Annotated in this window: 20 protein-coding genes, 2 tRNA genes and 1 pseudogene; 16 read left to right on the top strand and 7 right to left on the bottom strand. The window is 64.0% G+C overall.

Features of this window, described 5'->3' with window-relative positions; translation table 11 throughout:
• The first annotated feature begins 77 nt into the window (after positions 1-77).
• Complete coding sequence (locus tag IF803_RS22680; RefSeq protein WP_461193518.1) at positions 78-4901, top strand: NAD-glutamate dehydrogenase; 4824 nt, start codon at positions 78-80, stop codon at positions 4899-4901.
• 71 nt (positions 4902-4972) lie between these two features.
• Positions 4973-5293, top strand: a complete 321-nt coding sequence (locus IF803_RS22675; RefSeq protein ID WP_028341440.1) for a hypothetical protein — start codon at positions 4973-4975, stop codon at positions 5291-5293.
• A gap of 55 nt (positions 5294-5348) precedes the next feature.
• On the opposite strand, the gene IF803_RS22670 is transcribed toward IF803_RS22675, so the two are convergent.
• Positions 5349-5431: transfer RNA gene (locus tag IF803_RS22670), tRNA-OTHER, on the bottom strand.
• Between the two features lie 218 nt (positions 5432-5649).
• Here IF803_RS22670 and IF803_RS22665 point away from each other — a divergent pair.
• From IF803_RS22665 to IF803_RS22645, 5 genes and pseudogenes are all read left to right on the top strand, one after another.
• Positions 5650-5905: pseudogene (locus IF803_RS22665) on the top strand (tyrosine-type recombinase/integrase); the annotation flags it as partial.
• 105 nt (positions 5906-6010) lie between these two features.
• Positions 6011-6328, top strand: a complete 318-nt coding sequence (locus IF803_RS22660; protein ID WP_028341441.1) for an ArsR/SmtB family transcription factor — start codon at positions 6011-6013, stop codon at positions 6326-6328.
• Positions 6329-6378: 50 nt separating this feature from the next.
• Positions 6379-7740, top strand: a complete 1362-nt coding sequence (locus IF803_RS22655; protein WP_461193517.1) for an NAD(P)-binding domain-containing protein — start codon at positions 6379-6381, stop codon at positions 7738-7740.
• A 51-nt stretch (positions 7741-7791) separates the two neighbouring features.
• The gene (locus tag IF803_RS22650; RefSeq protein ID WP_461193524.1) at positions 7792-8961 is read left to right on the top strand and encodes an MFS transporter; all 1170 of its coding nucleotides are present in this window, start codon (positions 7792-7794) and stop codon (positions 8959-8961) included.
• A complete protein-coding gene (locus IF803_RS22645; RefSeq protein ID WP_411784195.1) occupies positions 8958-10121 on the top strand; it encodes an MFS transporter in 1164 nt (387 codons plus the stop codon). Before IF803_RS22650 ends, IF803_RS22645 begins: the two co-directional genes overlap by 4 nt.
• A gap of 163 nt (positions 10122-10284) precedes the next feature.
• Here the strand turns inward: IF803_RS22645 and IF803_RS22640 are convergent.
• Positions 10285-10361: transfer RNA gene (locus IF803_RS22640), tRNA-Arg, on the bottom strand.
• Between the two features lie 130 nt (positions 10362-10491).
• Here IF803_RS22640 and IF803_RS22635 point away from each other — a divergent pair.
• The 3 genes from IF803_RS22635 to IF803_RS22625 all read left to right on the top strand — a co-directional run bounded on the left by IF803_RS22635 (position 10492) and on the right by IF803_RS22625 (position 13073).
• Positions 10492-11571: an LLM class flavin-dependent oxidoreductase gene (locus tag IF803_RS22635; RefSeq protein WP_461193516.1), complete on the top strand. Its 1080-nt coding sequence runs from the start codon at positions 10492-10494 to the stop codon at positions 11569-11571.
• A 94-nt stretch (positions 11572-11665) separates the two neighbouring features.
• Positions 11666-12706: an alpha/beta hydrolase gene (locus IF803_RS22630; RefSeq protein ID WP_461193515.1), complete on the top strand. Its 1041-nt coding sequence runs from the start codon at positions 11666-11668 to the stop codon at positions 12704-12706.
• A 109-nt stretch (positions 12707-12815) separates the two neighbouring features.
• The gene (locus IF803_RS22625) at positions 12816-13073 is read left to right on the top strand and encodes a GCG_CRPN prefix-to-repeats domain-containing protein (protein WP_304497808.1); all 258 of its coding nucleotides are present in this window, start codon (positions 12816-12818) and stop codon (positions 13071-13073) included.
• Between the two features lie 21 nt (positions 13074-13094).
• Here the strand turns inward: IF803_RS22625 and IF803_RS22620 are convergent, their stop codons facing one another.
• On the bottom strand, positions 13095-13499 hold the full coding sequence (locus tag IF803_RS22620) for a YccF domain-containing protein (protein ID WP_461193514.1): 405 nt from the start codon (positions 13497-13499) through the stop codon (positions 13095-13097).
• Positions 13500-13718: 219 nt separating this feature from the next.
• On the opposite strand from IF803_RS22620, the gene IF803_RS22615 reads away from it, so the two are divergent.
• Complete coding sequence (locus IF803_RS22615; RefSeq protein WP_461193513.1) at positions 13719-14357, top strand: carboxymuconolactone decarboxylase family protein; 639 nt, start codon at positions 13719-13721, stop codon at positions 14355-14357.
• 269 nt (positions 14358-14626) lie between these two features.
• Here the strand turns inward: IF803_RS22615 and IF803_RS22610 are convergent, their stop codons facing one another.
• Positions 14627-16357: a putative bifunctional diguanylate cyclase/phosphodiesterase gene (locus tag IF803_RS22610; RefSeq protein ID WP_461193512.1), complete on the bottom strand. Its 1731-nt coding sequence runs from the start codon at positions 16355-16357 to the stop codon at positions 14627-14629.
• A gap of 246 nt (positions 16358-16603) precedes the next feature.
• The gene (locus IF803_RS22605) at positions 16604-17566 is read right to left on the bottom strand and encodes a sensor histidine kinase (protein WP_038387665.1); all 963 of its coding nucleotides are present in this window, start codon (positions 17564-17566) and stop codon (positions 16604-16606) included.
• 178 nt (positions 17567-17744) lie between these two features.
• On the opposite strand from IF803_RS22605, the gene IF803_RS22600 reads away from it, so the two are divergent.
• Together IF803_RS22600 and IF803_RS22595 are read left to right on the top strand one after the other, a co-directional pair.
• Complete coding sequence (locus IF803_RS22600) at positions 17745-18584, top strand: SDR family NAD(P)-dependent oxidoreductase (protein WP_304497804.1); 840 nt, start codon at positions 17745-17747, stop codon at positions 18582-18584.
• Between the two features lie 126 nt (positions 18585-18710).
• Positions 18711-18896, top strand: coding sequence for a hypothetical protein (locus IF803_RS22595; RefSeq protein WP_304497803.1), 186 nt, complete (start codon positions 18711-18713; stop codon positions 18894-18896).
• Positions 18897-19592: 696 nt separating this feature from the next.
• On the opposite strand, the gene IF803_RS22590 is transcribed toward IF803_RS22595, so the two are convergent.
• Complete coding sequence (locus tag IF803_RS22590; RefSeq protein WP_028341454.1) at positions 19593-20834, bottom strand: LLM class flavin-dependent oxidoreductase; 1242 nt, start codon at positions 20832-20834, stop codon at positions 19593-19595.
• Positions 20835-21106: 272 nt separating this feature from the next.
• Between IF803_RS22590 and IF803_RS22585 the strand changes: the two genes are divergently transcribed.
• The gene (locus tag IF803_RS22585; protein ID WP_461193511.1) at positions 21107-22513 is read left to right on the top strand and encodes an MFS transporter; all 1407 of its coding nucleotides are present in this window, start codon (positions 21107-21109) and stop codon (positions 22511-22513) included.
• 209 nt (positions 22514-22722) lie between these two features.
• A complete protein-coding gene (locus IF803_RS22580) occupies positions 22723-23898 on the top strand; it encodes an extracellular catalytic domain type 1 short-chain-length polyhydroxyalkanoate depolymerase (RefSeq protein ID WP_411783449.1) in 1176 nt (391 codons plus the stop codon).
• Here IF803_RS22580 and IF803_RS22575 read toward each other — a convergent pair whose 3' ends face one another.
• Positions 23899-24567 (bottom strand): MBL fold metallo-hydrolase, encoded by a 669-nt coding sequence (locus tag IF803_RS22575; RefSeq protein ID WP_304497800.1) that lies wholly within the window; start codon positions 24565-24567, stop codon positions 23899-23901.
• 175 nt (positions 24568-24742) lie between these two features.
• Here IF803_RS22575 and IF803_RS22570 point away from each other — a divergent pair, with 175 nt between their 5' ends.
• Positions 24743-25555 carry an RMD1 family protein gene (locus tag IF803_RS22570; protein ID WP_038387660.1) on the top strand — a complete coding sequence of 271 codons (813 nt, stop codon included), beginning with the start codon at positions 24743-24745 and terminating at the stop codon, positions 25553-25555.
• The last annotated feature ends 154 nt before the right edge of the window (positions 25556-25709 follow it).

Genomic DNA, 25709 nt, shown 5'->3' with positions numbered 1-25709 from the left:
CATTCGATCGCGACGCACGAAGAGATGCACTCCAGAATCAAGCGGATGGTCGCGGCTGCGATCGGACGGCACGGCAAATGGAGGACATTATGGCGTGGCGTGACGACAAGGCCCGGGCAGCCCTGATCCGCGATGCAGCGGGCAGCGTGCCAGCGGGCAAGAGCCCCCGGGCCTTTGCCGAGCCCTTGTTCGGCTACACCAATATCGAGGATCTCGCCAATTACGATGCCGCCTCGCTTGCCCAACTGGCGGAGCAAGCCTGGGAGCACGTGCAGCGGCGCACGGCCGGCAGCGCCGATATCCGCGTCGTCAATCCGACGTTGCCGAACGGGCGCGAGATTTCCGTGCTCGAAATTCTCAACGACAACATGCCTTTCCTGTTCGATTCCACCATGGCGGAGCTCGCCGAGCAGGGCCTCGAGGTCACCCTGGTCGCTCACCCGATCATCGCCGTGGAGCGCGATGAAGGGGGCAAGCTGCTGCGATTCTACGGGGAAGCACTGCCGGAGGGAGCAAAGGGCGCGCGCGAAAGCCTGATTCATCTCCACATCACCCGCCTGGATGCGGATTCCGATCGCCAGAAGCTGATCGACGGCCTGACCAGGACGTTGAACAATGTCCGCGCCTGCGTTGCCGACTGGCGCGTCATGCGTGACAGTGTCGAGGAAGCGATCAAGACGTTCTCTTCCAATCCGCCGCCGCTGCCGATCGACGAACTCGCCGAAGCCAATCAGTTCCTGCAATGGCTCTGCGCGGACAATTTCACTTTCCTCGGCGTGCGCAAATATCGCTTCTCGCCGGACAGCGACGCGTCGGACGACATTACAACCGGCGAAGGCCTCGGTATCCTGCGCGATCCGGACGTGAAGGTCCTGCGCCGCGGCAGCGAAATGGTGGTGATGACGCCGGAAATCCGCGAATTCATGCACGAGCCGACCCTGCTGATCGTCATCAAGGCCAATGTCTCCAGCCGCGTCCATCGCCGCACCCGGATGGATTATGTGGGCATCAAACTCTACTCGCCCGACGGCCGGCTCGAAGGCGAGTTGCGCGTCGTCGGCCTTTTCACCTCGGGTGCCTATACTCGCTCGGTACGGCAGATCCCTTATGTCCGCCACAAGGTTTCGCGGGTGTTGCAGCGCGCGGGCTTCGACCCGAACGGCCATTCCGGCAAGGCGCTGATGCATATTCTCGAAGATTATCCGCGCGACGAGCTTTTCCAGATCGACGTCGACACGCTCTACAACTTCGTCATCGAGATCCTGATCCTCTACGAGCGTCCGCGCGTCCGGGCGCTGCCGCGGGTCGACAAGTTCGATCGCTTTGTCTCCATCCTCACCTTCATTCCGCGCGACAAATACGACACCGACGTCCGCACGCGCGTCGGAGCCTTTTTGGCGCAGGCCTACAAAGGGAAGCTGTCCGCTTCCTACGTATCATTCCCTGAAGGGGCGCTTGCGCGCGTCCACTTCATCATCGGACGCTATGAAGGCAAAACGCCCGTCGTCGACCGCGCCCTGCTCGAAGCCGGGATCAGCGCCATTGCCGCGACCTGGGCCGACAAGCTGAAGGCCGCGCTCACCGCGTCGACCGACGGCATGCGGGCGCGCATGCTCACCAACCGATACGCCCAGGCCTTCAGCGGCGGCTATACCGAGGTGTTCAGCGCGGAACAGGCGATCGCCGATATCACGACCGTCGAAAAGCTGACGCCGGCCCGCCCGGTAACGATTTCGGTTTACCGCATCGAAGGCGACGATCCGAGGCGCTTCGGCCTCAAGGTGTTTTCGGACGCCGTACCGCTGTCGTTGTCCTACCGCGTGCCGGTGATCGAAAATCACGGCCTGCGCGTGGTCAACGAACGCACCTATCAGATCGTGCCCGGTACCAGGCCTGCGCCGGTCTGGCTGCACGACATGACGATCGAGACCAGCGACGGCCAGCCCATCGAGATCAACCCGGAATTCAGCCATCGCCTGGAAGCCTCGATCATGGCGGTGGTGACCGATCGCGCCGAATCCGACGGATATAACGGCCTGATCCTGCGCACCGCCCTAAGCTGGCGGGAAGTCTCGACCATCCGGGCGCTGTCGCGTTATCTCCACCAGATCCGCGCTCCGTTCACCCAGGATTACATGTGGGAGACCGTGCGCAAGAACGCCGCGATCACGGCCAGCCTGGTCGCGATGTTCCAGACCCGCCTCGATCCGCGCCTCGCCTTGACGGACGCCGAGCGCGCGGCGCGCGAGGCGGCTTTGCTTGCCGAGATCGAGGAACAGCTCAAATCCGTCGCCTCGCTCGATGAAGACCGCATCCTGCGCCGCTTCACCAATCTGGTGCAGGCTACCGTTCGTACCAATCTGTGGCAGATCGGCGAGGATGGACATCCGCGTCCGGTGATCTCCTTCAAATTCGAGGCGCGCCGGATCGACGACTTACCCGCTCCACGACCGCTCTACGAGATCTTCGTCTATTCCCCTCGCGTCGAAGGTATTCACCTGCGCTTCGGCAAGGTTGCGCGCGGTGGCTTGCGCTGGTCCGACCGGCCGCAGGATTTCCGCACCGAGATCCTCGGCCTCGTGAAAGCGCAGCAGGTCAAGAACGCCGTGATCGTGCCGGTCGGTGCCAAGGGCGGCTTCGTGCCCAAGCGCCTGCCGCCGCCTTCCAAGCGCGACGCCTGGCTCGCGGAGGGCACCGAAAGCTATCGCATCTTCGTTCGCTCGCTGCTCGAACTCACCGACAATCTCGACGGCGACATCGTCGTGCCGCCCGAATCCACCGTGCGCCACGACGGCGACGACCCCTACCTCGTCGTTGCCGCCGACAAGGGCACCGCCACCTTCTCCGACGTCGCCAACGCGATTTCGGCCGAGAAGAACCATTGGCTCGGCGATGCCTTCGCATCCGGCGGCAGCCAGGGTTACGACCACAAGAAGATGGGGATCACGGCGCGCGGCGCCTGGGCGGCGGTCAAGCGCCACTTCCGCGAGCTCGGCACCGACATTCAGACCATGCCGTTCACCGCGGTCGGCGTCGGCGACATGTCGGGCGACGTTTTCGGCAATGGCATGCTGCTCTCGCCGGCGACAAGGCTTGTGGCGGCTTTCGATCATCGCGACATCTTCATCGATCCTTCGCCCGATCCATCGACCAGCTTCGCCGAGCGCAAGCGCCTGTTCGATCTGCCGCGATCGAGCTGGCAGGACTACGACAAGTCGCTGATCTCGCAGGGTGGCGGCGTGTTCTCGCGCTCGCTCAAGGCGATCCCGCTTGCGCCGGAAGTGCGCACGCTGCTCGATCTCGACAAGCCGCAAGCCACGCCTTTCGAGGTGATGACGGCGATCCTGAAGGCTCGCGCGGACCTGTTGTGGTTTGGCGGCATCGGCACCTATGTCCGCTCCTCCGGGGAAAGCGACGATCAGGTCGGAGACCGCGCCAACGATCCGATCCGCATCGCGGGTGGCGACGTGCGCGCCCGGGTGATTGGCGAAGGGGCCAACCTCGGCGTTACCCAGCGCGGCCGCATCGAAGCGGCGCAGAAGGGCGTCAAGCTCAACACTGACGCCATCGACAATTCGGCCGGCGTGAACACGTCCGACGTCGAGGTCAACATCAAGATCGCGCTGGCGCGCCCCGAGCGCGAGGGGCGCCTCAGTCCCACTGACCGCAACAGCCTGCTTGCCGCGATGACCGACGAGGTCGGCGCGCTGGTGCTGCGCAACAACTATCTGCAGACGCTGGCGCTCTCGCTGGCCGAGCGCAAGGGTGTGGCCGAGACCGGCTTCCTCACCCGCCTGATGCAGTCGCTCGAACGGCGCGGCTTGCTCAGCCGCGCTGTGGAGTTCTTGCCCGACGACGCCGCGCTCACCGAGCGCACACGGCGCGGCCAGTCCCTCGCGCGGCCCGAGCTTGCCGTGCTGCTCGCCTACGCCAAGCTGACCCTCTATGATGACCTGCTCGTCACCAGCGTACCCGATGACCCCTATCTTGCCCGCGAACTATCCCAGTATTTTCCGCGCGAGGTTCAGGAGAAATTCCCGACCGCGGCCGGATTGCATCGCCTGCGGCGGGAGATCATCGCGACCAGTCTCGCCAATGCGGTGATCAATCGCGGCGGCCCGGCCTGCGTCGTGCGCCTGATCGACGAGACCGACGCCGATATCCCGACCATCGTCATGGCCTATGTAGCGGTCGATGAATGCTTCGGCCTGAAGTGGCTCAATGACGCGATCGACGCGCTCGACGCCTGCATCGACGGGCAGCTGCAGCTGTCCCTCTATGCTTCGGTGCAGGACCTTCTGCTCTCCCGCATGGTCTGGTACGTGCGCAATGTCGATTTCAAGGACGGGCTGGAGGCCGTCGTCGCGCGCTTCGGCCCGGCGATCCGCCAGATCGTCGCCGGGCTCGACACTGCCTTGCCGCCGGACTTGCAAGCCGCGCGCGTCAAGCGTCGGCAGGAACTCGCCGATGCCGGTGTCCCGGTCGGCCTCGCCGGCGAGCTCGCCGATCTTGACGCTTTGGTCTCGGCTCCCGACATCGTGACGGTTGCCGAGCGCACCGCGCGCCCCATCGGTGATGCCGCCGCGACCTTCTACGCCGCCGAGGCGAATTTCCGTCTCGACCGCATCATCGCCGCCGCACGCAGTGTGCCGGCCAACGATTATTTCGAACGCATGGCCATCGATCGCGCCGTCGAGCAGATCGCCGGCGCCGAAAGGAGACTGGCCGCCGATATGCTGGCGACCGGCCAGTCTGGCCAGCAGGCCGTCGAGACCTGGCTCGCGGCTCACCCCGAGGCGACGCGTATCCGCCGCTCGGTCGAGGAGATCGCTGCCAGCGGCCTGACCCTCGCCAAGCTGACGGTGGCGGCGAACCTGCTGGGGGACCTGGTCAAGGCCTGAGGGCGTGCGAGGCAACGATGTGGGAAGCGCAATGCTGGCGCAGGTAGTTAGCCGGCAAACGGAGGAATCCAATGATCCACGCCACCTGCCATACCGCCGACAATGTTCGCTGCATCGAGTTCGATGCCACGCCGTGGTTCAGCGAGGCTGACGCACCGAGCATTATCGATTTGGCCCATCGAGGATGGACCAGCACTGCGATTGCAGATTCCCTCGAGCACAGACAAGGATACGAACGCCTGCACGACCTCGTTGAGTACGCGGCGAAGCGACTGCAACTGGAATCTCTGGAGGACCCAACCTGGGAAACCTTCGAGTGTGTCGTCGATGGACCCGAGGCCGTCGCCTGGCTCGAGAAAAACCGGCCCAACGTTGTGGCGAGAATCCCTTAAAGCCGCGGGAAGCGCAGCAAGGGCCACAATTGATCGGCGGCAAACGAAGCGGAAATGGCGCACCCGACACGATTCGAACGTGTGACCTTTGCCTTCGGAGCAAGATAACGTACTCATCCGAAAAGTACGATAGGGCGCGCTATTATGCGCTATCCAGCTGAAGCGTCTGGATATTCTCAACAACAGAAGCGACGTTCCTATCCGAAACCCCGCGCCGATTTTCTCCCGCCTGCTTACGCGTTGCTTACTTGGAGATCGCGCCCGGAACGAAGGAACGTTATGGTCAAGATCACAATGAGGGTTGTCGAGGCGGCGGATGTCCGAGAGAAGGGCTACCTGATCTGGGACGACGAACTGGAAAGGGAGGGCGACCAAAGAAGGCCTCGACCATCGTCACCGACACTGGCCGTATCGAACGTCACATCATTCCCCTCATAGGAACCCGGCGCGTCAAGGACCTGACCAAGACCGACATCAACAAGGCCCTCAAAGACATCATGGCCGGCAAGACGCGGGTTTCGGTCAAGACCAAGAAACTGCGCGGAAAGGCCATCGTCCGGGGGTGGCGCTGGAACGGCAACGCGTACCGTTGGTCTTCTCGGCGGCATTCTACGCCGTGAAAGCAGGGAAACCGTTTAGGCGATCATTCATCGTCTTTATTTCGATAATACCAGAAATACGGTTGACATTCTGAAGCTGTTGCGACAGATTATGGACATGAAACTGGATGACGCAGCCATGCACCTTGAAGCTTTGGGCAATCCGACCCGGCTCAAGATCTATCGTGCCCTTGTTCGCGCTGGGCAGGCTGGTCTGGCCGTCGGCCGACTGCAGGATAAACTAAAAATCGCGCCATCGACCCTGTCGCACCACGTCAAGACGCTCGTGACCGCCGGCCTCATCACCCAGGTGCGGGAGGCAACGACTCTGACGTGTCACGCCAACTATGACGTGATGCAGGGGCTGGTCGACTTTCTAGTTGCTGAATGCTGCGCCGATGCGACCGAATGCAAGGATACAAGCACTGCGGCCTGATCTTTTCAGGTCGGAAATTTCGATATTTCTAGTTTGATGGGATAAGCAAAATGGGACAGTCGAAGTCGGTTGCGATCATTGGCGCAGGTCCTGTCGGACTTGCCGCCGCTGCTCATGTTCTTGAACGCGGAATGACACCGACCGTTTTGGAAGCAGGTCCGGAAATTGGTCATGCGATGCGGCAGTGGGGCCACGTGCAGTTGTTCTCGCCGTGGGAATACAACGTCGACAAAGCGGCTGAGCGCTTGCTGGCGCCAACCGGTTGGAATTCGCCGGATCCAAAGCAATATCCGACCGGCGGTGAGTTGCTGTCGCAGTATCTCGAACCGCTGGCTCACCGCACGGTGCTCAAGGATCACATTCATACATCAAGCCGCGTGATCGACATCAGTCGCGTTGGTTTCGACAAGCTCAAGACCAAAGGCCGCGGCGACGCGCCTTTCGAGCTTCGCTACCAAAACGGGCAGGGCCCGAAAAGCATTCGCGCGGACGCGGTGATCGATACGTCAGGTACTTGGTTCTCGCCGAACCCTGGTGGCGCAAACGGTCTTCCGGCCCTCGGCGAGCGGGAGAACGCTACCAAGATCGCGTACGGGATGCCCGACGTGCTCGGCAAGGATCGCGCCCGGTATGCTGGAAAGGCCGTCGCCGTGCTCGGGGCTGGGCATTCTGCGGTTGGCACGCTAATCGAACTCACGAATCTGAAATCTCAGGCTGCGAGCACCGAAGTCATTTGGGTCTTGCGCGGTGACAATCCTGCCAAAGCTTTTGGCGGGGGCGTCAATGACAAACTCGTGGCGCGTGGCGAACTGGGAATGGCTCTGGCAGGGCTGGTAACCTCTGGGCAAATCCGAGTGGAAGCCAGCTTCCCTGTGACTCGCATCGACCGTGACGGCGAGCGCCTGAAGCTTGCCACTGCCGGATGCTGCGACCGGAGCATTGTGGCTGACGAACTAATCGTCGCGACGGGGTTCCGTTCCGACCTCGAATTCTTGCGTGAACTTCGGATTCAGCTCGATCCGGCCATCGAATGCCCGATCGCGCTGGCGCCGCTGATCGACCCCAATGAACATAGCTGCGGCACAGTACGCCCACATGGCGCGGCCGAACTCGCGCAGGACGAGCCGGGATTCTACTTCGCCGGCATGAAGTCATATGGGCGTGCGCCAACGTTCCTGATGCTCACCGGCTATGAGCAGGTGCGGTCAATTGCGGCCAAAATTGCCGGTGACAATGAAGCGGCAGCGCGGGTTGAACTCGTATTGCCCGAGACAGGCGTGTGCAGCCGCAGCGCGACACCGGGACAGGTCGAATGCTGTGGCGGGCCGGCCACCGAACGGGCGGACGCCTGTTGCGTCGATGATGCTAAGGCGAAGGGTGCAGGAAAAGCTGGCTGTGGCTGCGCAGCTTAGCGCGGAAAGGTGCGAATGCTGACGCTAGAGGGGCGATCCGTCATCGCGGCGATGTGTGTGGGGCAGCTCGGTAGCTTGCTCCCGCATGTCGTCGTGCCGTCGATACTTGCCGCATTCCTGATTCCGGAATGGCACCTGAGCGGTGCGCAGGCTGGCCTTCTCGCCGGCTCGGGCGCAGCTGGCTACATGTTGACGGTGCCGGTGTTAGCCACGCTGACTGACCGGATCGACGCGCGCAGGATCCTGATTGCGGGCTCGGCGGTCAGTGCACTCGGTACATTGCTGTTCGGCCTGTTTGCGACCGGCCTCTGGTCCGGAGCATTGTTCAACGCCATTGCGGGCATCGGCTTCGCGGGCGCTTATATGCCCGGTCTCAAGGCGCTGACTGACCGGCTGGCACCCGGCGATTCATCCCGCGCGGTCACGCTGTATACGTCGAGCTTTTCGTTCGGCGTCGGGCTGTCGTTTCTGGTCTCGCAGCTCGTTGCGGAAGCTTTGGGCTGGCGCTCAGCCTTCCTCGTGACAGCGCTGGGCCCGCTGATGATGCTTTCGGTCTGCTTCCTGCTGCGGCCGGTGGCGCCAAAACCCGCGCAGGGCCGCCTCTTGGACTTCGCGCCGGTGTTCCGCAACACCAACGCCATGGGCTTTGTTCTCGGCTATGGCGCCCACTGCTTTGAGCTTTACGGCATCCGCACCTGGCTGGTTGGATTCTGGACTTTCGTGGCGGTGAGGAACTCGGAAGGCTCACTCCTGACGCCCGTCGTCGTCAGCGTGCTTTTCTCTTTGCTCGCGATGCCGGCTAGCATCCTCGGCAACGAATGCGCGATCCGGTTCGGCCGACATCGCGCCATCACCGCCGTGATGTTGAGTTCTGCTTGCGTGGCGCTGCTGATCGGCGCGTTCGCCGACAAATCGCCATGGCTGTTGCTGCCACTGGTGTTGGTCTACGCCATCACGGTGCCCGCCGATTCCGGTGCGTTGACCTCGGGAATGACGATGGCCGCCGATCCCAACTACCGCGGCGCAACGATGGCCGTGCATTCGACCGTTGGCTTTAGTCTGTCGGCTTTGGGCGCGTGGGCCCTTGGCGTCGCGCTGGATGCGGCGGGCGGACCATCGAGTGCCACCGCCTGGGCGGCAGCGTTTGCCGTACTCGCGGCAGGCATTCTGCTCGGCCCCGTCGCGCTCTATTGGTCGAGGGCGAGGGCGCCACAGGGATGAGTCAACGTCAGCTTCCAATCATACTGGCGCTTGGCACCAGCCAAACGCTGGCGTGGGCCTCCACCTATTATCTGCCGGCGATTCTTGCCAATCCGATCGCCCGCGACCTTGGGATCTCGTCGACTCAGGTTTTCGGCGCGCTTTCGGTCGGCCTGATCATGGCGGGCCTCCTGGGACCGCGTGTTGGGCATTTCATCGATACGTTCGGCGGCCGGGGGCTGCTTGCCGTTTCGAACGTCGTGTTTGCGGCGGGACTGGTCCTTCTTTCTTTCGCGTCCGGAAGCGTTGTGTTGATCGCGTCGTGGCTCATCCTCGGCGTTGGCATGGGGATGGGGCTCTATGAGGCCGCCTTTGCGACACTGACGCGCATGTATGGATACGCCGCCCGCAGGCCGATCACCGGCATCACCCTGATTGCAGGCTTCGCAAGCACGATAGGTTGGCCGATCACCACGTATCTCGATGCGCACTTTGGCTGGCGGATTGCGTGCCAGGTTTGGGCGCTTATTCACATTGCGTTGGCGCTGCCGCTGAACCTGTCGCTGCCGCGCGCTAAACCATTCCAGGCGGCTTTGCCCGATGAGGCAAGCCCCGCAGAGTCGGCGCAGCAAAGCGAGACAGTCGCCATGATCCTCGTGGCTTATGTCTTTGCAGCGACCGGGTTTGTGAGTTCGGGACTTTCTGCCTTGATGCCTTCCCTGCTCTTGCAGTTCGGTGCAACACCGGCGGCAGCGCTGCTCGCGGGAACCCTGATCGGCCCGGCACAGGTGGCAGCGCGGATTATCGAAGCGGGCTGGCTTAGCCGCTACCATCCTCTTGCGTCGACTCGGCTTGCGACGGTCATGAATCCACTCGGCATAGTAGTCCTTGCGGCTGGAGGACCGGTGCTCGCTCCCGCCTTCGCCATCTTCTACGGTGCGGGCAATGGCATCTTGACCATAGCGCGCGGCACGCTACCGCTCGCACTATTTGGGCCGCACGGCTTTGGCCGTCGCGTTGGCGTGCTATCGCTTCCGGCCCGCGCGACCGGTGCAGTCGCGCCGCTCGCCGTTGGCCTGTTTGCTGAATATCTCGGTGCAGGAGCGTTATGGATCACGGCGCTAGCGTCGGTTTCCGCATTCATCGCGCTTTTTTTCCTGCGAGCGAGACAAGCGCCATAACGGAGTGGCAACACCTTAGGCGAGGCGAACTTCTGACCGACACTGTCAGTTAGCAACCTATCGGCTCTCGGCGACGATTTTATCCAGATTGCTTGCTCGCTCGAATGAGACAGAACTGGAATTTCGGTTCGGACGTCATATCGCGTTGTAAACAAAGAAAAACTGGCGCACCCGACACGATTCGAACGTGTGACCTTTGCCTTCGGAGGGCAACGCTCTATCCAGCTGAGCTACGGGTGCGTGCAGGGGTTCATTTAGCTGATTGGCTCCCTGTCGGCAACGGCGTTGTCCGGCCGCTTAAGGGCTGTAAACTGCCTCCCGACAATATGACAGGCCGCGGAAAAAGGCCGTCTTTCGAGGGAGTTTGCCCATGCGTCCGCTGGAATTCGGCTGGTATCTGCCCACGCATGGCGACACCGCGGCCTATGGGCTGATGGAGGCGCAGATCGCCGGCTCGCCGGAACTCTGCGAGCGCGTGGTCGCGGCCGCCGAGGACGCCGGCTTCGAATATCTGCTGATCCCGGTGGGCTCGGTGTGCTGGGAGGCCTGGATCACGGGCGCCTTCATGGCGGCACGCTCTCGCCGGATCAAGCCGCTGATCGCAGCAAGGCCCGGCTATATCAACCCGGTGCTGATGGCAAAGATGATCTCGACCTTCGACCAGATGTCGGGCGGGCGAATCTGCATCAATCTGATCGCCGGCCAGAACGAGAGCGAGGTCGAGGCCGAGGGCGTGCGTCAGCCCAAGGAAGAGCGCTACGCGCTGATGGAGGAGGAGGTCTCGATCCTGAAAGCGCTATGGACGACGCGCGGCCCGGTGCATTTCGAGGGCAAGTTTCACACCATCTCCGGCGCGCATATCCGGCCGCGTCCGTTGCAGCAGCCGTTTCCAAAATTCTATCTCGGCGGCGGCTCGCGGCAGGCCTGGGAGGTGTCGGCGAAGCATTCCGACGTCCATCTGTTCTGGGGCGATCTGCCGGAGCGCATCGCGGAGAATATCGCGGAGATCCGGCGGATGGCGCGGGCGCATGACCGCGAGGATGCGATCGGCTTCGGCATGCGGCTGCAGGTGATCTGCCGCGAGAACGAGGCGGATGCCTGGGAGGCGGCCGACCAGCTGGTGCGCCACGCCACCGAGCGGCAGAAGCAGGAGATGAAGACGCTCTACAATCGCTCGGAGGCCAACCAGCGCGTGCAGCAGCTCGCGCGCGACTACGGCGATCTTCTGATGCCGCATCTGTGGACCGGCATCACCAAGGTGCGGCCCGGCGCCGGCATCGCGGTGGTCGGCGATCCCGCGCAATGCGCCGCCACCTTGCAGCAGTTCATCGACACCGGCTGCCACTCCTTCTGCCTGTCCGGCTATCTGCATGACGAGGAGGCCGAGCGGTTCGGTCGCCTGATCCGCCCGATCCTCGCCGCCAACAATCGCGGGCGGCTCGTCGCCTGAGGCGCGATCCGGAAGCTTTCCGAAAATTCACGGGTGAATCTGCGCCTGACGCGCCATGATCCTGCCGAGCTCGCGGCAGCAACGGAGTCGAACCATGCATCACCGGGCCTGGCTTGCGGCCGCGGCATTGCTCGTCGTGGCGGCGGCGGACGTACCCACAGCGTCCGCGACCCAGGCACAGACCGAGCGCGACCTGAAGCCGGTCAAGGAGATCGCCAATGCGCGGATTGCCGTCGGCAGTGCGAGCTTTCCGCTCTACCTCTCGGCCGACTGGTCCAATCCGCTGCCGGATGTCACGCGCGCCGTGCTTGTGCTGCACGGGGTGCTGCGCAATGCCGACGACTATTTCCGCGCGGCGCTGAGCGCGCAGGCCGCGGCCGGCGATGCCGGCGAGCATGCGCTGATGATCGCGCCGCAATTCTTGATCGAGTCCGACGTCGAGGCATTCAAGCTGCCGGCGGAGACGTTGCGCTGGAGCCTCTATGGCTGGCAGGGCGGCGAGCCCGCGCTCGCGCCGAGCCCGGCGAGTTCGTTCGAGGCGCTCGATGCCATCCTGGCGAAGCTCGGCGACCGCAAGCTGTTTCCGAACCTGCAGCAGGTCGTCGTGTTCGGTCATTCCGGCGGCGGCCAGGTGGTGCAGCGCTATGCGATCGCGGTGAAGGGCGACCAGCTGCTGCTGCGCCAGGGCATCGGCGTGCGCTATGTGGTCGCCAATCCGTCCTCCTACGCCTATTTCACCAAGGAGCGGCCGGAGCCCGCGATCGCGGCGAACTGCCATAGCTATAACAGCTGGAAATTCGGTATGGACAACCGCCCGCCCTATCTTGCCGAGCCTTCGCCGGCTGCGCTGGAGCAGGCCTATGTCGCGCGCCGCGTGATCTATCTGCTCGGAACGCTCGACACCAACCCCAATCATCCCGCGCTCGACAAATCCTGCATGGCGGAGGCCGAGGGGCCGTACCGTTACGCGCGCGGGCATTCCTATGCCGCCGTGATGCAGGCCCGCGACGGCGGCGCGCCGAACCACAGCGTGTGGGATGTGCCCGGCGTCGGTCATGCGGGCGGCAAGATGCTCAACTCGCCCTGCGGCCTGACCGCGGTGTTCGACATCCCCGGCTGCGAAGCGGCGCGCTAGCCCCCCGACACCAGAATTTGTGCGCGGATTCGGTGGTAAGCGGCACCGAGATCGCCTACGCTCGTGTCGCGAATGGAGCATCACGACCGACAGCTCGATGGAGAACATCATGAGAGCAGGCTTGATCACGCTTCTGACAGCCGGTGCCTTCCTCGGCTTGACCCCGGCCAACGCCGCAGAGGGATGTGGCGACGGTTGCCACAGGACCTCACGAGGTGCCTGCGTGATCGACGGCTGGGGCACCAGCGCGCGGGTCAGGAACGAGTGCCCCGCCACCTCGCGGGCTCGCCCCCCGTGTGGCGGCGGTGGCTTCATCTGGCGGCGCGACCTTCAGGCCTGTTCGCAGACGACGAAGGATTGGCTCTAGCCGTCGACGGCCAGGCCAGCGTCACGCCGGCACGATCACCTTGCCGATCGGCCACAGTGCGATGCCGGCGAGCTTGAGATGCGCCCAGGCGAAGGGGATGCCGATGATGGTCACCGCGAGCAGGACCGCGGTGATCACATGGCCGATCGCGAGCCACCAGCCGGCCAGGATGAACCAGATCAGATTGCCGATCACCCCGAGCGGTCCGGTGCCGATGTCGGGCGTGCCGGTCACCTCATCGCGGCGCACCGCACGCGAGCCGAACGGCAGCAGCGTGTAGACCGCGATGTTGAAGGCGGCGCGCGCCCAGGGCAGCCCGATAATGGTCACCGCCATGATCACGGCGGCGACCAGCCAGCCGAACGCCATCCACGCGCCGCCGATCAGGATCCAGAGGATGTTCAGGAGGATAGACACAGGCTGCATGGCTGACACCTTCGCGCCGCTTGGGACTATTCTTCATATACGCCGCTGCCCGGCGCTGCGGTAGGTGTGGCCTAAGCGCGCGCCTGCCGTGACGAGGCGCTTCACCGGCGGCCGGCGCTGAACGACAGCTCGCACCTCATTGCATCCGTCGCGACGGCAACTAATCTCGCGCGACCGGGCAGGGCGCAAAGACGCCTGCACCGAAAAGGGAGAACAACAATGAGAACAATATTCGGAGCAGGGATTCTGGCGGCGCTGGCATTGTCGGTGTCGGCCGTGCGGGCCGAGGACGCCGTGCGCTTTGCGCCGCTCAAGGCGGAGGAGCTGTCGCCGGCGCAAAAGGCCTGGGCCGACATGATCAGCGCGCCGCCGCGCAATGCCAAATTCACCGCGCCGCCCTACCGCGCCTATATCCGCAATCCCGATCTGGCGCCAAAGCTGTCGAACCTGTCGGAGTATCTGCGCTGGAATACCTCGCTGCCGGCGCGGCTCAGCGAAATGGCGATCCTGATCACGGCGCGGCACTGGACCGCGCAATATGAATGGTCGGCGCACTATCCGCTGGCGATGAAGGGTGGGCTCGATCCGAAGATCGCGGACGCGATCGCCAAGGGCACGCGGCCCGAGAGCATGAAGGACGACGAGGCCGCGCTGTACGATCTCGGCGTCGCACTCTATCGCGACAGGAAAGTCAGCGACGCGGTCTACAAGGCCGCGCTGGAGAAGTTCGGCGAGCGCGGCATCATGGATATCATCGGCATCATGGGCTACTACGACCTGGTCTCGATGACGTTGATTACAATGCAGGCCGGCCCCGCGAATAACGGCGTGCAGCCATTGGCGGTGCTGGAGAAGTAGGGCGTCTGCATCGATCTCGCGCTCCTACCTCTCCCGCGTGCCGGTGGGGGCTTTCTCTACAGAACGACTCGCGATTAGACCCCGTCCCCAACCCTCCCCCGCAAGCGGCGCTCCTCACCATGAGGGTCTACTATTGTGCCGCAAAACAAGACCTCATCCTGAGGAGCCCGCCGAAGGCGGGCGTCTCGAAGGATGGCCACGAGGGCACCGCCACGAAATGCGATAGCCCTGCCCGCAAGCGGGAGAGGGAGCGCAGTCACGTCACGCCCCTACCGCCGGAAACCGCTGGCGCGCGAATAGGTCTGGCGGCCTTCCAGGGCCGGGCGCGCGGCCATGCTGGCGCGCGTTTCGCTGGCGACCGGCGTCGCCGGCTTCAAATCCTCGAGGAAGATCGGCTTGGCGAAGTAATAGCCCTGGGCGTAGCGGATCTTGGTCGCCGCCTGCAGATAGGTGAGCTCCTCGTAGGACTCGATGCCCTCGGCGATCACGGTCATGCCAAGCGCCTCGCTCAGCGATTCGATCGCGCGCAAAATGCCCTGGCTGCGCGGCCGCTGATGGATGTCGGTGATGAAGGAGCGGTCGATCTTGATCTCGTCGGCGGTGATGTCGGCGAGCGCCGACAGCGACGAATAGCCGATACCGAAATCGTCGATCGAGATGCCGACGCCGATGCCGCGCAGGATCGGCAGGATCTGGTCCTGGAAATGCGACCGCGTCACGAACGCGTCCTCGGTCACCTCGATCATGAAGCGTTTCGGGAAGCCGGTCTCCTCGATCGCGCGCGCGAACCGGCGCATGAATTCGAGGTTCGAGGCCTGCTTGGCGGCGACATTGATGCTGATCGTCGCCATCGGGCCGAACGTATCGTTGATCAGGTCGATCGACTTGACGATCTCCGCCAGCACCAGGAACGTCAGCTCGTCGATCAGGCCGAGCTCGACCGCGAGGTTGATGAAGGTGCCCGGCGCCTGGATCACGCCCTCGTCGTCGCGCAGCCGCACCAGCGCCTCGATGCCCTTCACCTCCTGGGTGCGGATATCGACCTTGGCCTGGAACGCGCAGCAGAAGCGCTTTTCCAGGATCGCCAGTCGCAGCGACTGCTCGATCTTCATCCGCGCCAGCGCCTCGCGCTCCATGCTGTTGTCGAAGAACGCGGTCGAGCCCTTGCCGTTGTTCTTGACGCGGTACATCGCGATGTCGGCGTTCTGGCGCAGCGCCTCGTAGCTCCGGCCATGCATCGGATAGAGGCTGACGCCGATCGAGGTCGACGCGAAGATCTCGGATTCCTCGATGAAGAACGGCGCCTTCAGCCGCTCCTGCATGACCTGGATGAATTCGGCGACTTCGTCATTGCCGCTGATCGGGTTGAGCAGCAGCAGGAATTCGTCGCCGGAGATGCGCGACAGGATATCGGTTTCGCGCAGCGCGTGGCCGAGCCGCTTCGACAGTTCGACGAGCAGCGCGTCGCCGATCGCGTGGCCGTAATAGTCGTTGATGTGCTTGAAGTTGTCGACGTCGAGGAAGGCGAGCGCGAAATGGCTTTGCGAATCGTCGCGGATCAGGCCGCTGACGCGGTGCTCGATCACCCGGCGGGTCGGCAGGCCGGTCAGCTCGTCGTAATAGGCCGAGCGGAACAGCTGGTCCTCGAACGCTTTCTGCTCGCTGATGTCGGTCGAGGTCGAGATCAGGAGATTGCGACCGGCGATCCGGACCGGCCGGTGCGAGGTCAGGAACACGTATTTGGAGGCGCCGCAGGAGAGCACTTCCTCGAGCACCACCGGACGGCCGCTGCGCAGCAGGTCGAGGTTGGCGGCGTGGCGCTCGTCGACCGGGGACGGCTGGCTCGCGCTGGCCGCCAGCTGCAGCTGGCTCGCTGCTGCTTCATTCACCAGGATGAGCTCGCCCTGCTCGTCCTGAACGGTCACGCCCGCCGGCAGCAGTTGGAGAAGGTCGCGCAGGATACGTAATTCATTGCTGGAAATATCGTCTTGGCCGGTCACTGCCGCGCCCGTCTGAAAATCGTGTCTGGTGAGACTGTGCATGCGCCGACCTTGGCAAAGTCCGTTGTAGTTTTGGTTAAGCGGACCTGCGAAATGCCGTGACAGAATGAGACCGCGACGGCTTTCGCAAGCCGTCGCGGCAATCGTCATTAACAGAGTATCAATGTCGGCTTCGGCCGCTGGTGAAAGCGATTGCGGCGCGCGCGGTTGCACCAACACGTGCGGCTGTGCCGGAATGACGACTTATCAACAGCTCGGAAGCTTGCACTGCATGGTGCAGTGAACACCGGTCTTCAGATAACTGATCTCGGTCTTGCCGTCGAACGGCCGCAGCGCCGACTTGAGCAGCTTGGTGCCGAAGCCGGCTTCGCCGATCGCCTCGACCACCGGTCCCTCGGTCTCGTCCCAGATCACGTTGAGACGTCCGTCGTCGACGGTCCATGACACTTGCAAAAATCCGCGCGGCGAGGAGAAGGCGCCGTACTTTCCGGCGTTGGTTGCGAGCTCATGGAAGATCAACGCCAGCGAGACGGCGAGCTTGGCGGGCAGGAACAGCTGCTCGCCATTGAGGTTGAACCGCACGTGGCCGTAGGGCCCGAGTTCCGAGCGCAGCAAATCCTTGATATCGCAGCCATAGCCGTCGACCCGCGCGATCAGATCGTCGGTCGCCGAGAGCGCGCGGATGCGATGGTCGATGCGCTGCCAGACATCGGGCCGGTCCTGCAGCGCCTGATGCAGCACGGCGTGAATGGTCGAGGACTTGTTCTTCAGCCGGTGCTGCAATTCGTCGACCACGACCTTGCGGTACTGCTCTTCCTCGATCAGCCGTTTGGAAACTTCGCGCTGCTGAGCGACCAGGGAACGGTAGTGCTCCACGCCCCAGATCGCGATGCCGCACACAACCCAGAAGATCATCAACAGCGCAAAGCGCGCCGGATCGGCGTGCGAACCGCTGAAATTGAGCACCACGCCGAGCAGCCCGCTCGCCAGCGCGGTTGCGATCCCGATCCGGAAACCGCCAAGGGCGGTGGCAAAGAACACCGCGGGGAAATAGGGCGTGAAGAACACGTCCGGCCGGATCTGGGCGAGCCCGAAGCGCGCGGCCGTGGCCAAAACGAGACAAAGCACCGCGAAGGCGACCGCAAGCCGCACCGACGGCTGGACATCGCCCCGCCAACACGCCCTGAAATCATCGATCCATTTCGCCATTGCTCGTTCCAGTTCACGTGAACAGGCGACCCAAAATAAGGCCGCTGCGACCGAAAAACCGCAGTTGTGGCCTTCTGGCCACAGGCGGACCTTGCGAGCGTGGCGGCGTGCAAGTGCTTGTATTGGCAACGGGAGCTGGGGAATATCCGCAACATCATACGTAAGTTGAGGGACTGACATGGGACGGCTGGACGGCAAGGTCGCGGTGATCACAGGGGCGACCAGCGGCATCGGGCTACGTACGGCGGAGATCTTTGTCGCGGAGGGCGCGAAGGTCGTGATCGCCGGGCGTCGCGCGCCGGAGGGCGAGGCACTGGCGCAACAACTCGGCGAGGCTTGCGTGTTTCGTCAGACCGACGTCACGGTCGAGGAACAGATGCAGGCGCTGATCGCGCTTGCGGTCGAGAAGTTCGGCCGGATCGACTGCCTGTTCAACAATGCCGGCGGCCCGGCGCAGACCGGGGGCATCGAAGGTCTCGACGTCGAGCGGTTCGACGCCGCGATGGCGACGCTGGTGCGCAGCGTCATGCTCGGCATGAAGCATGCCGCGCCCTACATGCGCAAACAGGGCTCCGGCAGCATCATCAACAATGGCAGCATCGCCGGTCGGCTAGCCGGCTTCTCGTCGTCGATGGTCTACGGCGCCGCGAAGGCGGCGGTCATCCATTTCACCAAATGCGTGGCGATGGAGCTCGGCGAGTCCGGCATCCGCGTCAACTCGATCTCGCCCGGCGCGATCGCCACCGGCATTTTCGGCAAGGCGCTCGGATTGTCGACGGAAGCGGCCGAGAAGACCGCGGCCGTGATGCGCGAGGTCTACAAGGCGGCGCAGCCGATCCCGCGCGCCGGCCTGCCCGACGACATCGCGCATGCCGCGGTGTTCCTGGCGAGCGACGAATCGAGCTTCATTAACGGCCATGACCTCGTGATCGACGGCGCCATCACCGGCGGCCGCAACTGGAGCCAGCAGCAGGCGGGCTACGTCTCGCTGCGCAAGGCGTTCGATCAGGGGGCGTAAGCCACGGCCGTCATTTCGGGGTACGCGCAGCGTGAACCCGGAATCTCGAGATTCGGGGTTCGATACTTCGCATCGCCCCGGAATGACGATCGAGGGTGTTTAGCTTTGGCGAGCTAAGGTGCGAGCATGAACGCGAAGCTCGCACGCCGGCTGCGCTATCTCGGCGCCATCATTGTCGCCGGCGCGGTGACGAGCGTCAGAATCAATCTCGCGCAAGGCCGTCATACGCTCGGGCCGCTGATTGCGGGATTCGCTTATGCCCTCGTCACCTCTGTGGCGATCGGAGTGGTCGGGATCGGCGCGATGGCGTAACGCGTCTGGATTCGCGCGCTGCGACAAATTAACCCGACGGGCAAATTAGCGCTTCCGTCGTCGGGCAAATCAGATGTTCAATTCCGCCCGTCTCACCCGATCGAGGGGCGCTTCGCGATCGTCACGAACGCGGCGTGAGATGCGGTGGACGCGGAATGCGCAGTCGACGAATGCGCATGAAGCGGACGGCGAAATCGTGCAGGCCTGACGCCCTAGCGGCAGGTGTCCTCTCGCAAGGCGCGCAAACGTTTTGCGAGGGCGGTGACAATAAAGCCCAGTCTCGCCGGGGAGAGCACGTATAAGCCGTAAGCCATCGCGCAGGGAAAGCCGGATTGCTCCGGTTACACCTGTGGTCCTACCCCCGAGCTTTCTACCCATTGCTCGGGGCCCATGGGTGCGATCGGCACCCGGCTTTCCCTGCGCCCTCTGCAAGCAAGAGGGCGGAACGAAGAGCAAAGCTCGGACATTCATGTCGCGAGAATGCAAACTCACGATTCACGGGCCGCGCAACACACTCGCTGTCGTCCCTGCGAAAGTAGGGACCCATAACCACGAATGGTGATTGTTGCCCAATGGTGGAACGACGAGTCCCGTTCACAACATCGCCGCGGCGTATGGGTCCCGGCCTGCGCCGGGACGACAGCGGTGGATGTGGCGCGAGCTGGCGTTCTTTCTTCCTCCAGCAAGGGTCGCAAATCACACCTTCTGCTTGGCCGCTGCCTTCGCAAGATCCGGCGCATTCACCGCGGGGATCGCGACGCGGCCGGGGCCGGTTTGTTGAAGCGCGGCGGCGGCCTTGTCGTTCTGCATGATCTTGGCCATGACAGCCTGGCCGGCGCGTTCGAACACGGCGCGGTTGTCGATCAGGAACTGCCGCGACTTGCGCAGGCCGTCGATATAGCCGTTGATCTCGGGCACGACATAGCGCGCGACCATGTCCCAGCTGCGGCGGGTGTTTTCCGGATTGGCCCAGTCGTGCGCGAAGCCGATGATCGAGCCGACGCCGCCCGACACATCGACCAGATTCTTGATCATCTTGATCAGATCATCCGGTGTGCCGATGGTGGACGCGGCGCCTTCGACGAACGCGGTCTTGTCGACGGCCTCATCGGGCGAAGAGAACGCCGTCAGGCCCGGCCGCATCAGGGTGCCGACATTATATTCGTTGTGCCAGCGCATCAGCCCGGCGCCGGCCTCGCGCCGCGCCTGCTCGCGGGTCTCGGCGATGTGCCAGGACAGCAGCACGCGCCAGTTGGAACGGCTCACGGTGGTGCCGGCCTTCTTGGCGGCGTCCTCGGCGAACTGCCATTGCTGCGGCAGCGCCATCAGGCCCTGGGTCGACATCGAGCCGAGCGAGATGATGCCGATGCCGTATTTGCCGGCGAGCGTCATGCCCGATGGCGAGATCTGCGAGGCCACCACGAACGGCATGTCCTCCTGCAGCGGCAGGATCTGCAACGCGGCGTCGTGCATCTCGAACCAGTCGGTCTTGGCGGTGACGCGCTCGCCGTTGAACAGGCGGCGGATCACCGAGATCGCCTCGTCCTGGCGGTCGCGCTGGGTCATCGGGTCGATGCCGAGCGTATGGGCGTCGGAGGCGAGCGCACCGGGGCCGGAGCCGAAGATGGCGCGGCCGCCGGTCATATGGTCGAGCTGCACCATGCGCTGCGCGACGTTGAAGGGGTGGTGATAGGGCAGCGAGATTACGCCGGTGCCGAGCTTGATGCGCTTGGTGCGCTCGCCGGCGGCGGCCAGGAACATTTCCGGCGAGGCGATGGTCTCCCAGCCCGAGGAGTGGTGCTCGCCGCACCAGAATTCGTCGTAACCGAGCGCGTCGAGCTGCTCGACGAAATCGAGGTCGCGGCGGAATTGCAGCATCGGATGCTCGCCGATCGGGTGATGCGGGGCGAGGAAGGCTCCGAATTTGAGGCGCGCCATGGGTCGTTCTCTCCGGACTATTGTTATCGGGGGCTTTCCGCCAACCTACGGGGTGGCCCGGGGCAAGGCAATGCTCGGGGGTTGCGGCGGTCGCATGGTTGTTGCGCAAATCGGCGGCGATTGCCGCCGTCCGGAATGTTTTCCAGCGCGTCAACGCAAATTGGCAGCCGGGGCTCGAGCGTCCGTGATCCCGGGCTTACCTCGCAGGTAATCGAAGCGATGACCGGAATCTGCTGATGTCCGCCATAACGTCATTTCGGGCAGGACAGGACATGCACCAGATCGTTTCGACGCGAGCGGACACATCGCGCCGCTGGTGGGTGCTGGCGATCGTGGTGTCGGCGCAATTCATGTTCGGGGTCGATGCCTTCATCGTCAACGTCGCGATCCCGACGATCGCGGCGGAGCTGCACGCGACGCCGGCGCAGATCGAGGCCGTGATCGCGATCTACCTGATCGCCTATGCCACGCTGGTGGTTACCGGCGGCCGGCTTGGCGACATCCATGGCACGCGCAACGTGTTCATCGCCGGCGTCGCCGGATTCTCGGTGACCTCGCTGTGGTGCGGTCTCGCGCAGTCCGGGCCCGAGCTCATCGTCGCGCGGCTCGCGCAGGGCGCAACCGCGGCGCTGATGGTGCCGCAGGTGCTGGCGACGCTGCATTTGTTGTTCTCAGGCGCCGCCCGCGCGCGGGCATTCGGCATCTACGGCATCGTGCTGGGGCTCGCGGGCGCCGCCGGCTTCATGCTCGGCGGCGTGCTGGTGACGCTCGACCTCGCCGGGCTCGGCTGGCGCGCGGTATTTTTCGTCAACGTGCCGTGCGGCGTCGTCATCATCGCCGCGGCGCTGAAGATCATGCCGACGGTGCCGCGCCGCGCCGGCACGCGGCTCGATATCCCGGGCGCGATCGTGCTGTTCGCGGGCCTGCTGTGCCTGATCGGTCCGCTGCTGTTCGGCCATGATCTTAACTGGACGGCATGGGTGTGGCTGGTGATGGCAATGGGCATCGCTGTGATCGCGGCCTTCGTGCGGCTCGAGCGGTCCGTCGCGCGCCGCGGCGGCATGCCGCTGATCGATCTGTCGCTGCTGTCGGATCGCGCCTTCATGCGCGGGCTGGTCGCGGTGTTTTTCTTCTTCTTCGCCAACCTGTCCTTCTACCTCATCATGACCATCTTTATGCAGAAGGGTTTGCAGATTCCGCCGCTGGAGGCCGGGCTGGTGTTCGTGCCGCTGGCGCTGACCTTCGTGGTTGCCTCGCGTCACAGCGGCCTGCGCGCCAGGCATCGCGGCACGCTGGTGCTGATCGAGGGCTGTGCGCTGCAGATCGTCGGTCTCGCCGTGCTGGTCGCGACAATTGAGGCGGTCGCGACACCGTCGGCACTGATGCTCGCACTGGTGCTGATGATCTTCGGCTACGGCCAGGGGCTTGTCATGGCGCCATTGTCGAGCGCGGTGCTCGCGAGCGTGCAGCCCGCGAGCGCCGGTGCCGGCTCCGGCATGTACGGCACCACGACGCAGATCGGCAACGCGGCCGGCGTTGCCGCGATCGGCGCAGTCTTCTTCGCAATCGAGAGCACGATGTCAGCACGTCTGGCGCTGTTTGCGGCATGCGCATTGTTTGTGCTGTCGATCGCCATTTCAGCCGCATTTCTGTCATGGATGCGCCGCGCCACCACGTGAATCCGGCAGCACGTGGCGCGCATTCCTGAAAAGTTGGTGCTCAAACAAGGTGCTATGGCAACCATTTCGGCCGGTCCACAGCGCGATCACGCATTAACGCCGATTCTCACAATTCCGCAGGGAAAGACAGCACACGGCCTTTTCATTTTGCAGTGCAGCAATTATCTGATCGGGTGACACAGAAGACTAAATCACCTCAGGAGTTGCTGTTGTCCCTGATCAACAACGTCGAATTTCTGCGTCATCTGCCGAAGATGAACGCGTTCAGCGGCCTTGGCGCACTCACGCCGGCCGTGCCGACGCCGCTCGTCGAGACCACCGAATTCGGCGTCAACCCCGGCGATCTGAAGATGTATTCGTTCGTGCCCGCGCAGCTGGCGCGGTCGCCCGCGCTCGTCGTGGTCTTGCATGGCTGCGGTCAGACCGCCGCGTCGTACGATCTCGGTGCCGGCTGGTCGGCGCTTGCGGCGCATTACGGCTTCGCGCTGCTGATGCCGGAGCAGCAGGCTTCCAACAACGGCAACACCTGCTTCAACTGGTTCAACCCGCAGGACATCGGGCGCGGGCAGGGCGAGGCCGCGTCGATCAGGCAGATGATCGCGCATCTGGTCGGCACGCACGAGATCGACCCGCGCCGCATCTATGTGACGGGACTGTCCGCCGGCGGCGCGATGGCCTCGGTCATGCTCGCGGCCTATCCGGATGTGTTCGCGGCCGGCGCCATCATCGCCGGCCTGCCGTTCGGCGTCGCCACCGATCTGCGCGAAGCACTGCACGCGATGATGCATGGCAGCGCGCTGTCCGCGCCCGAGCTCGGCGGTCTCGTCCGCAACGCCTCGACGCATGGCGGCGCTTGGCCGAAGATCTCGGTGTGGCACGGCAGCGCCGACCGCACCGTGCACCCCGGCAATGCCGATGCGATCGTCCGGCAGTGGCTCGACGTGCACGGCCTGCCGCTGGCGGCGATGTCGAAGGCGGATGTCGACGGCCATCCGCGCGAGGTGTGGTGGAACACCGACGGCGAAACCCTGGTCGAGTCCTACACCATCGCCGACATGGCGCATGGCACGCCGCTCGGGCTTGCCGACAACGACGAGCGCTATGGCGTCGAGGGCGCGTTCCTGATCGAGGCCGGGATCTCCTCGTCCTATCACATCGCAAGCTTCTTCGGCCTGACCGACAAGGTACGTCAGCCGCATATTGCGCCAACCGGAATCCCGCGCGAGCGCGCCGACACGGTGTCGATGACGGTACCGGTGCCCGCGGCCGAGCCGGAGGTGGCATCCGGCCACAACAGCGACCGGCCGCGCAAGCGACGGAGCAAGGGTGTCGATGTCGGCGGCGCCATCACGCGGGCGCTCACCGCCGCGGGGCTGATGAAGTAGCTACATCTCGCCGGTCAGGAACGGATTCGTCATCCGCTCCTGGCCGATGCTCGATCCCGCGCCGTGGCCGCAGATGAAGCCGACATCGTCGCCGAGCGGCAGCAGCTTGTCCTTGATCGACTGGATCAGCGTCGGATGGCTGCCGCCGGGCAGATCGGTGCGCCCGACCGAGCCGGCGAACAACACGTCGCCGACATGGGCGAAGCGCAGCTCCTTGTTGAAGAACACCACGCTGCCCGGTGAATGGCCGGGGCAGTGCAGGATGTCGAAGGTGAGATCGCCGATCGAGACCTGATCGCCCTCGTCGAGCCAGCGGTCCGGTCCGAAATTGCGCACCCCGCTCATGCCGAAGCGTTCGCCGCTCGAGACGACATTGTCGAGCAGATATTTGTCGGCGATATGCGGGCCCTCGATCTTGACCTGCAGCGCGTCGCGCAGTTCGGCGGCGCCGCCGACATGGTCGATATGACCGTGGGTCAGCCAGATCTTCTCGACCGTCACGCCGGTCTGCTTGATCGCGGCCTGGATCTTCGCCACGTCGCCGCCGGGGTCGATCACCACGGCCTTCTTGGTGGGCTCGTGCCAGATGATGGTGCAGTTCTGCTCGAACAGCGTCACCGGCACGATGATCGCGCCGGCCTTCGGTTTGGTGTCGGTTGTCTCGTTCATGACGGCACCATAGGCTTCCGGCAAACGCCGTCAACACGCACCGGAAATGCGGCTGCCCCGGCGTGTGATCCCAAAACGGACCGTGATAAGGTCGCCTCCAGCAGAACAAGTTCGCGAGCAGGCCGGTACGCGGCTGCTCTCAATCACGATTCAAGTCCTCGCAGTCCGGAACTTCATGACCCAGGCTCCCAAATCACCGATCGGCGGACCCCGGACCACCGCGCGCGCCTTCTTCGTCGCGGACCGCATCAACACATCGGGCCTCGAGCGCGGCGACGTGCTGGCCACGACGCCGCTGGCGTTTCGCGTCAATGACAATGGTGTGGCGATTCTGTTCCGCTACGGCGTCGTCGTCCTGATCGGCCTCAATGCGCTGGAGGAGGATGAATTCCTGCGCAGCCTGCAGTCGCGCATGACCGGCCTGTTCACGCGGCGCGAGGAGGAGATCGCAATCATCGAGCTCGCTGCCGAGAAGGAGGATCAGATTCCGCCGGGCGGCCCGATCTATCTGCAAGGCCTCTCGCCGGAGCGGCTGATCCTGGTCGGCGAAGCGTTGGCGAAAAGCGTGGTGCTGGCGCGGCACGAGCGCGAGGTCCGGGCGGTCTTCGACACGACCGAGCCGCTTGCACGTGAGCTCGCCAAGGGCGGCCGCGTCCATGGCGGCCGCGTTGCGATCCTCAAGCACATCGGCAACGCGCTGCTGGTGCGGCATCGCGTGGCCGGACCGGTCGAAGTGTCGGAGAAGCCCGATATCCTCTGGGACAAGCCGCAGCTCGAGCGACTCTACGCCAGGCTCGAGGACGAGTATGAATTGAAGGAACGTGCGGAATCCCTGAACCGCAAGCTCGCGGTCGTGGCCGAGACCGCGCAGGTGCTGACCGACATCATCGACACCAGCCGCTCGCTGCGGCTGGAGCTGATCATCGTCTTCCTGATCCTGTTCGAGGTGCTGATCACCATCTATCAGTTGGCGATGGCCCGGCACTAAGTCTACCCGTAGCCCGGATGGAGCGAAGCGAAATCCGGGGATCTCGCCAATTGTGCCAGTGGTCCCGGATTACGCTTTGCTCCATCCGGGCTACGGCGCTACGGCGCCATCTTTCCGTCCCGAATTGTGCGTCATCCCTGACCCGATCGGCGGC

Source organism: Bradyrhizobium sp. UFLA06-06 (genome assembly GCF_054820065.1).
The sequence above is the reverse complement of the archived record's forward strand: the minus strand, read 5'-3'. Positions and strand labels throughout refer to the sequence as shown.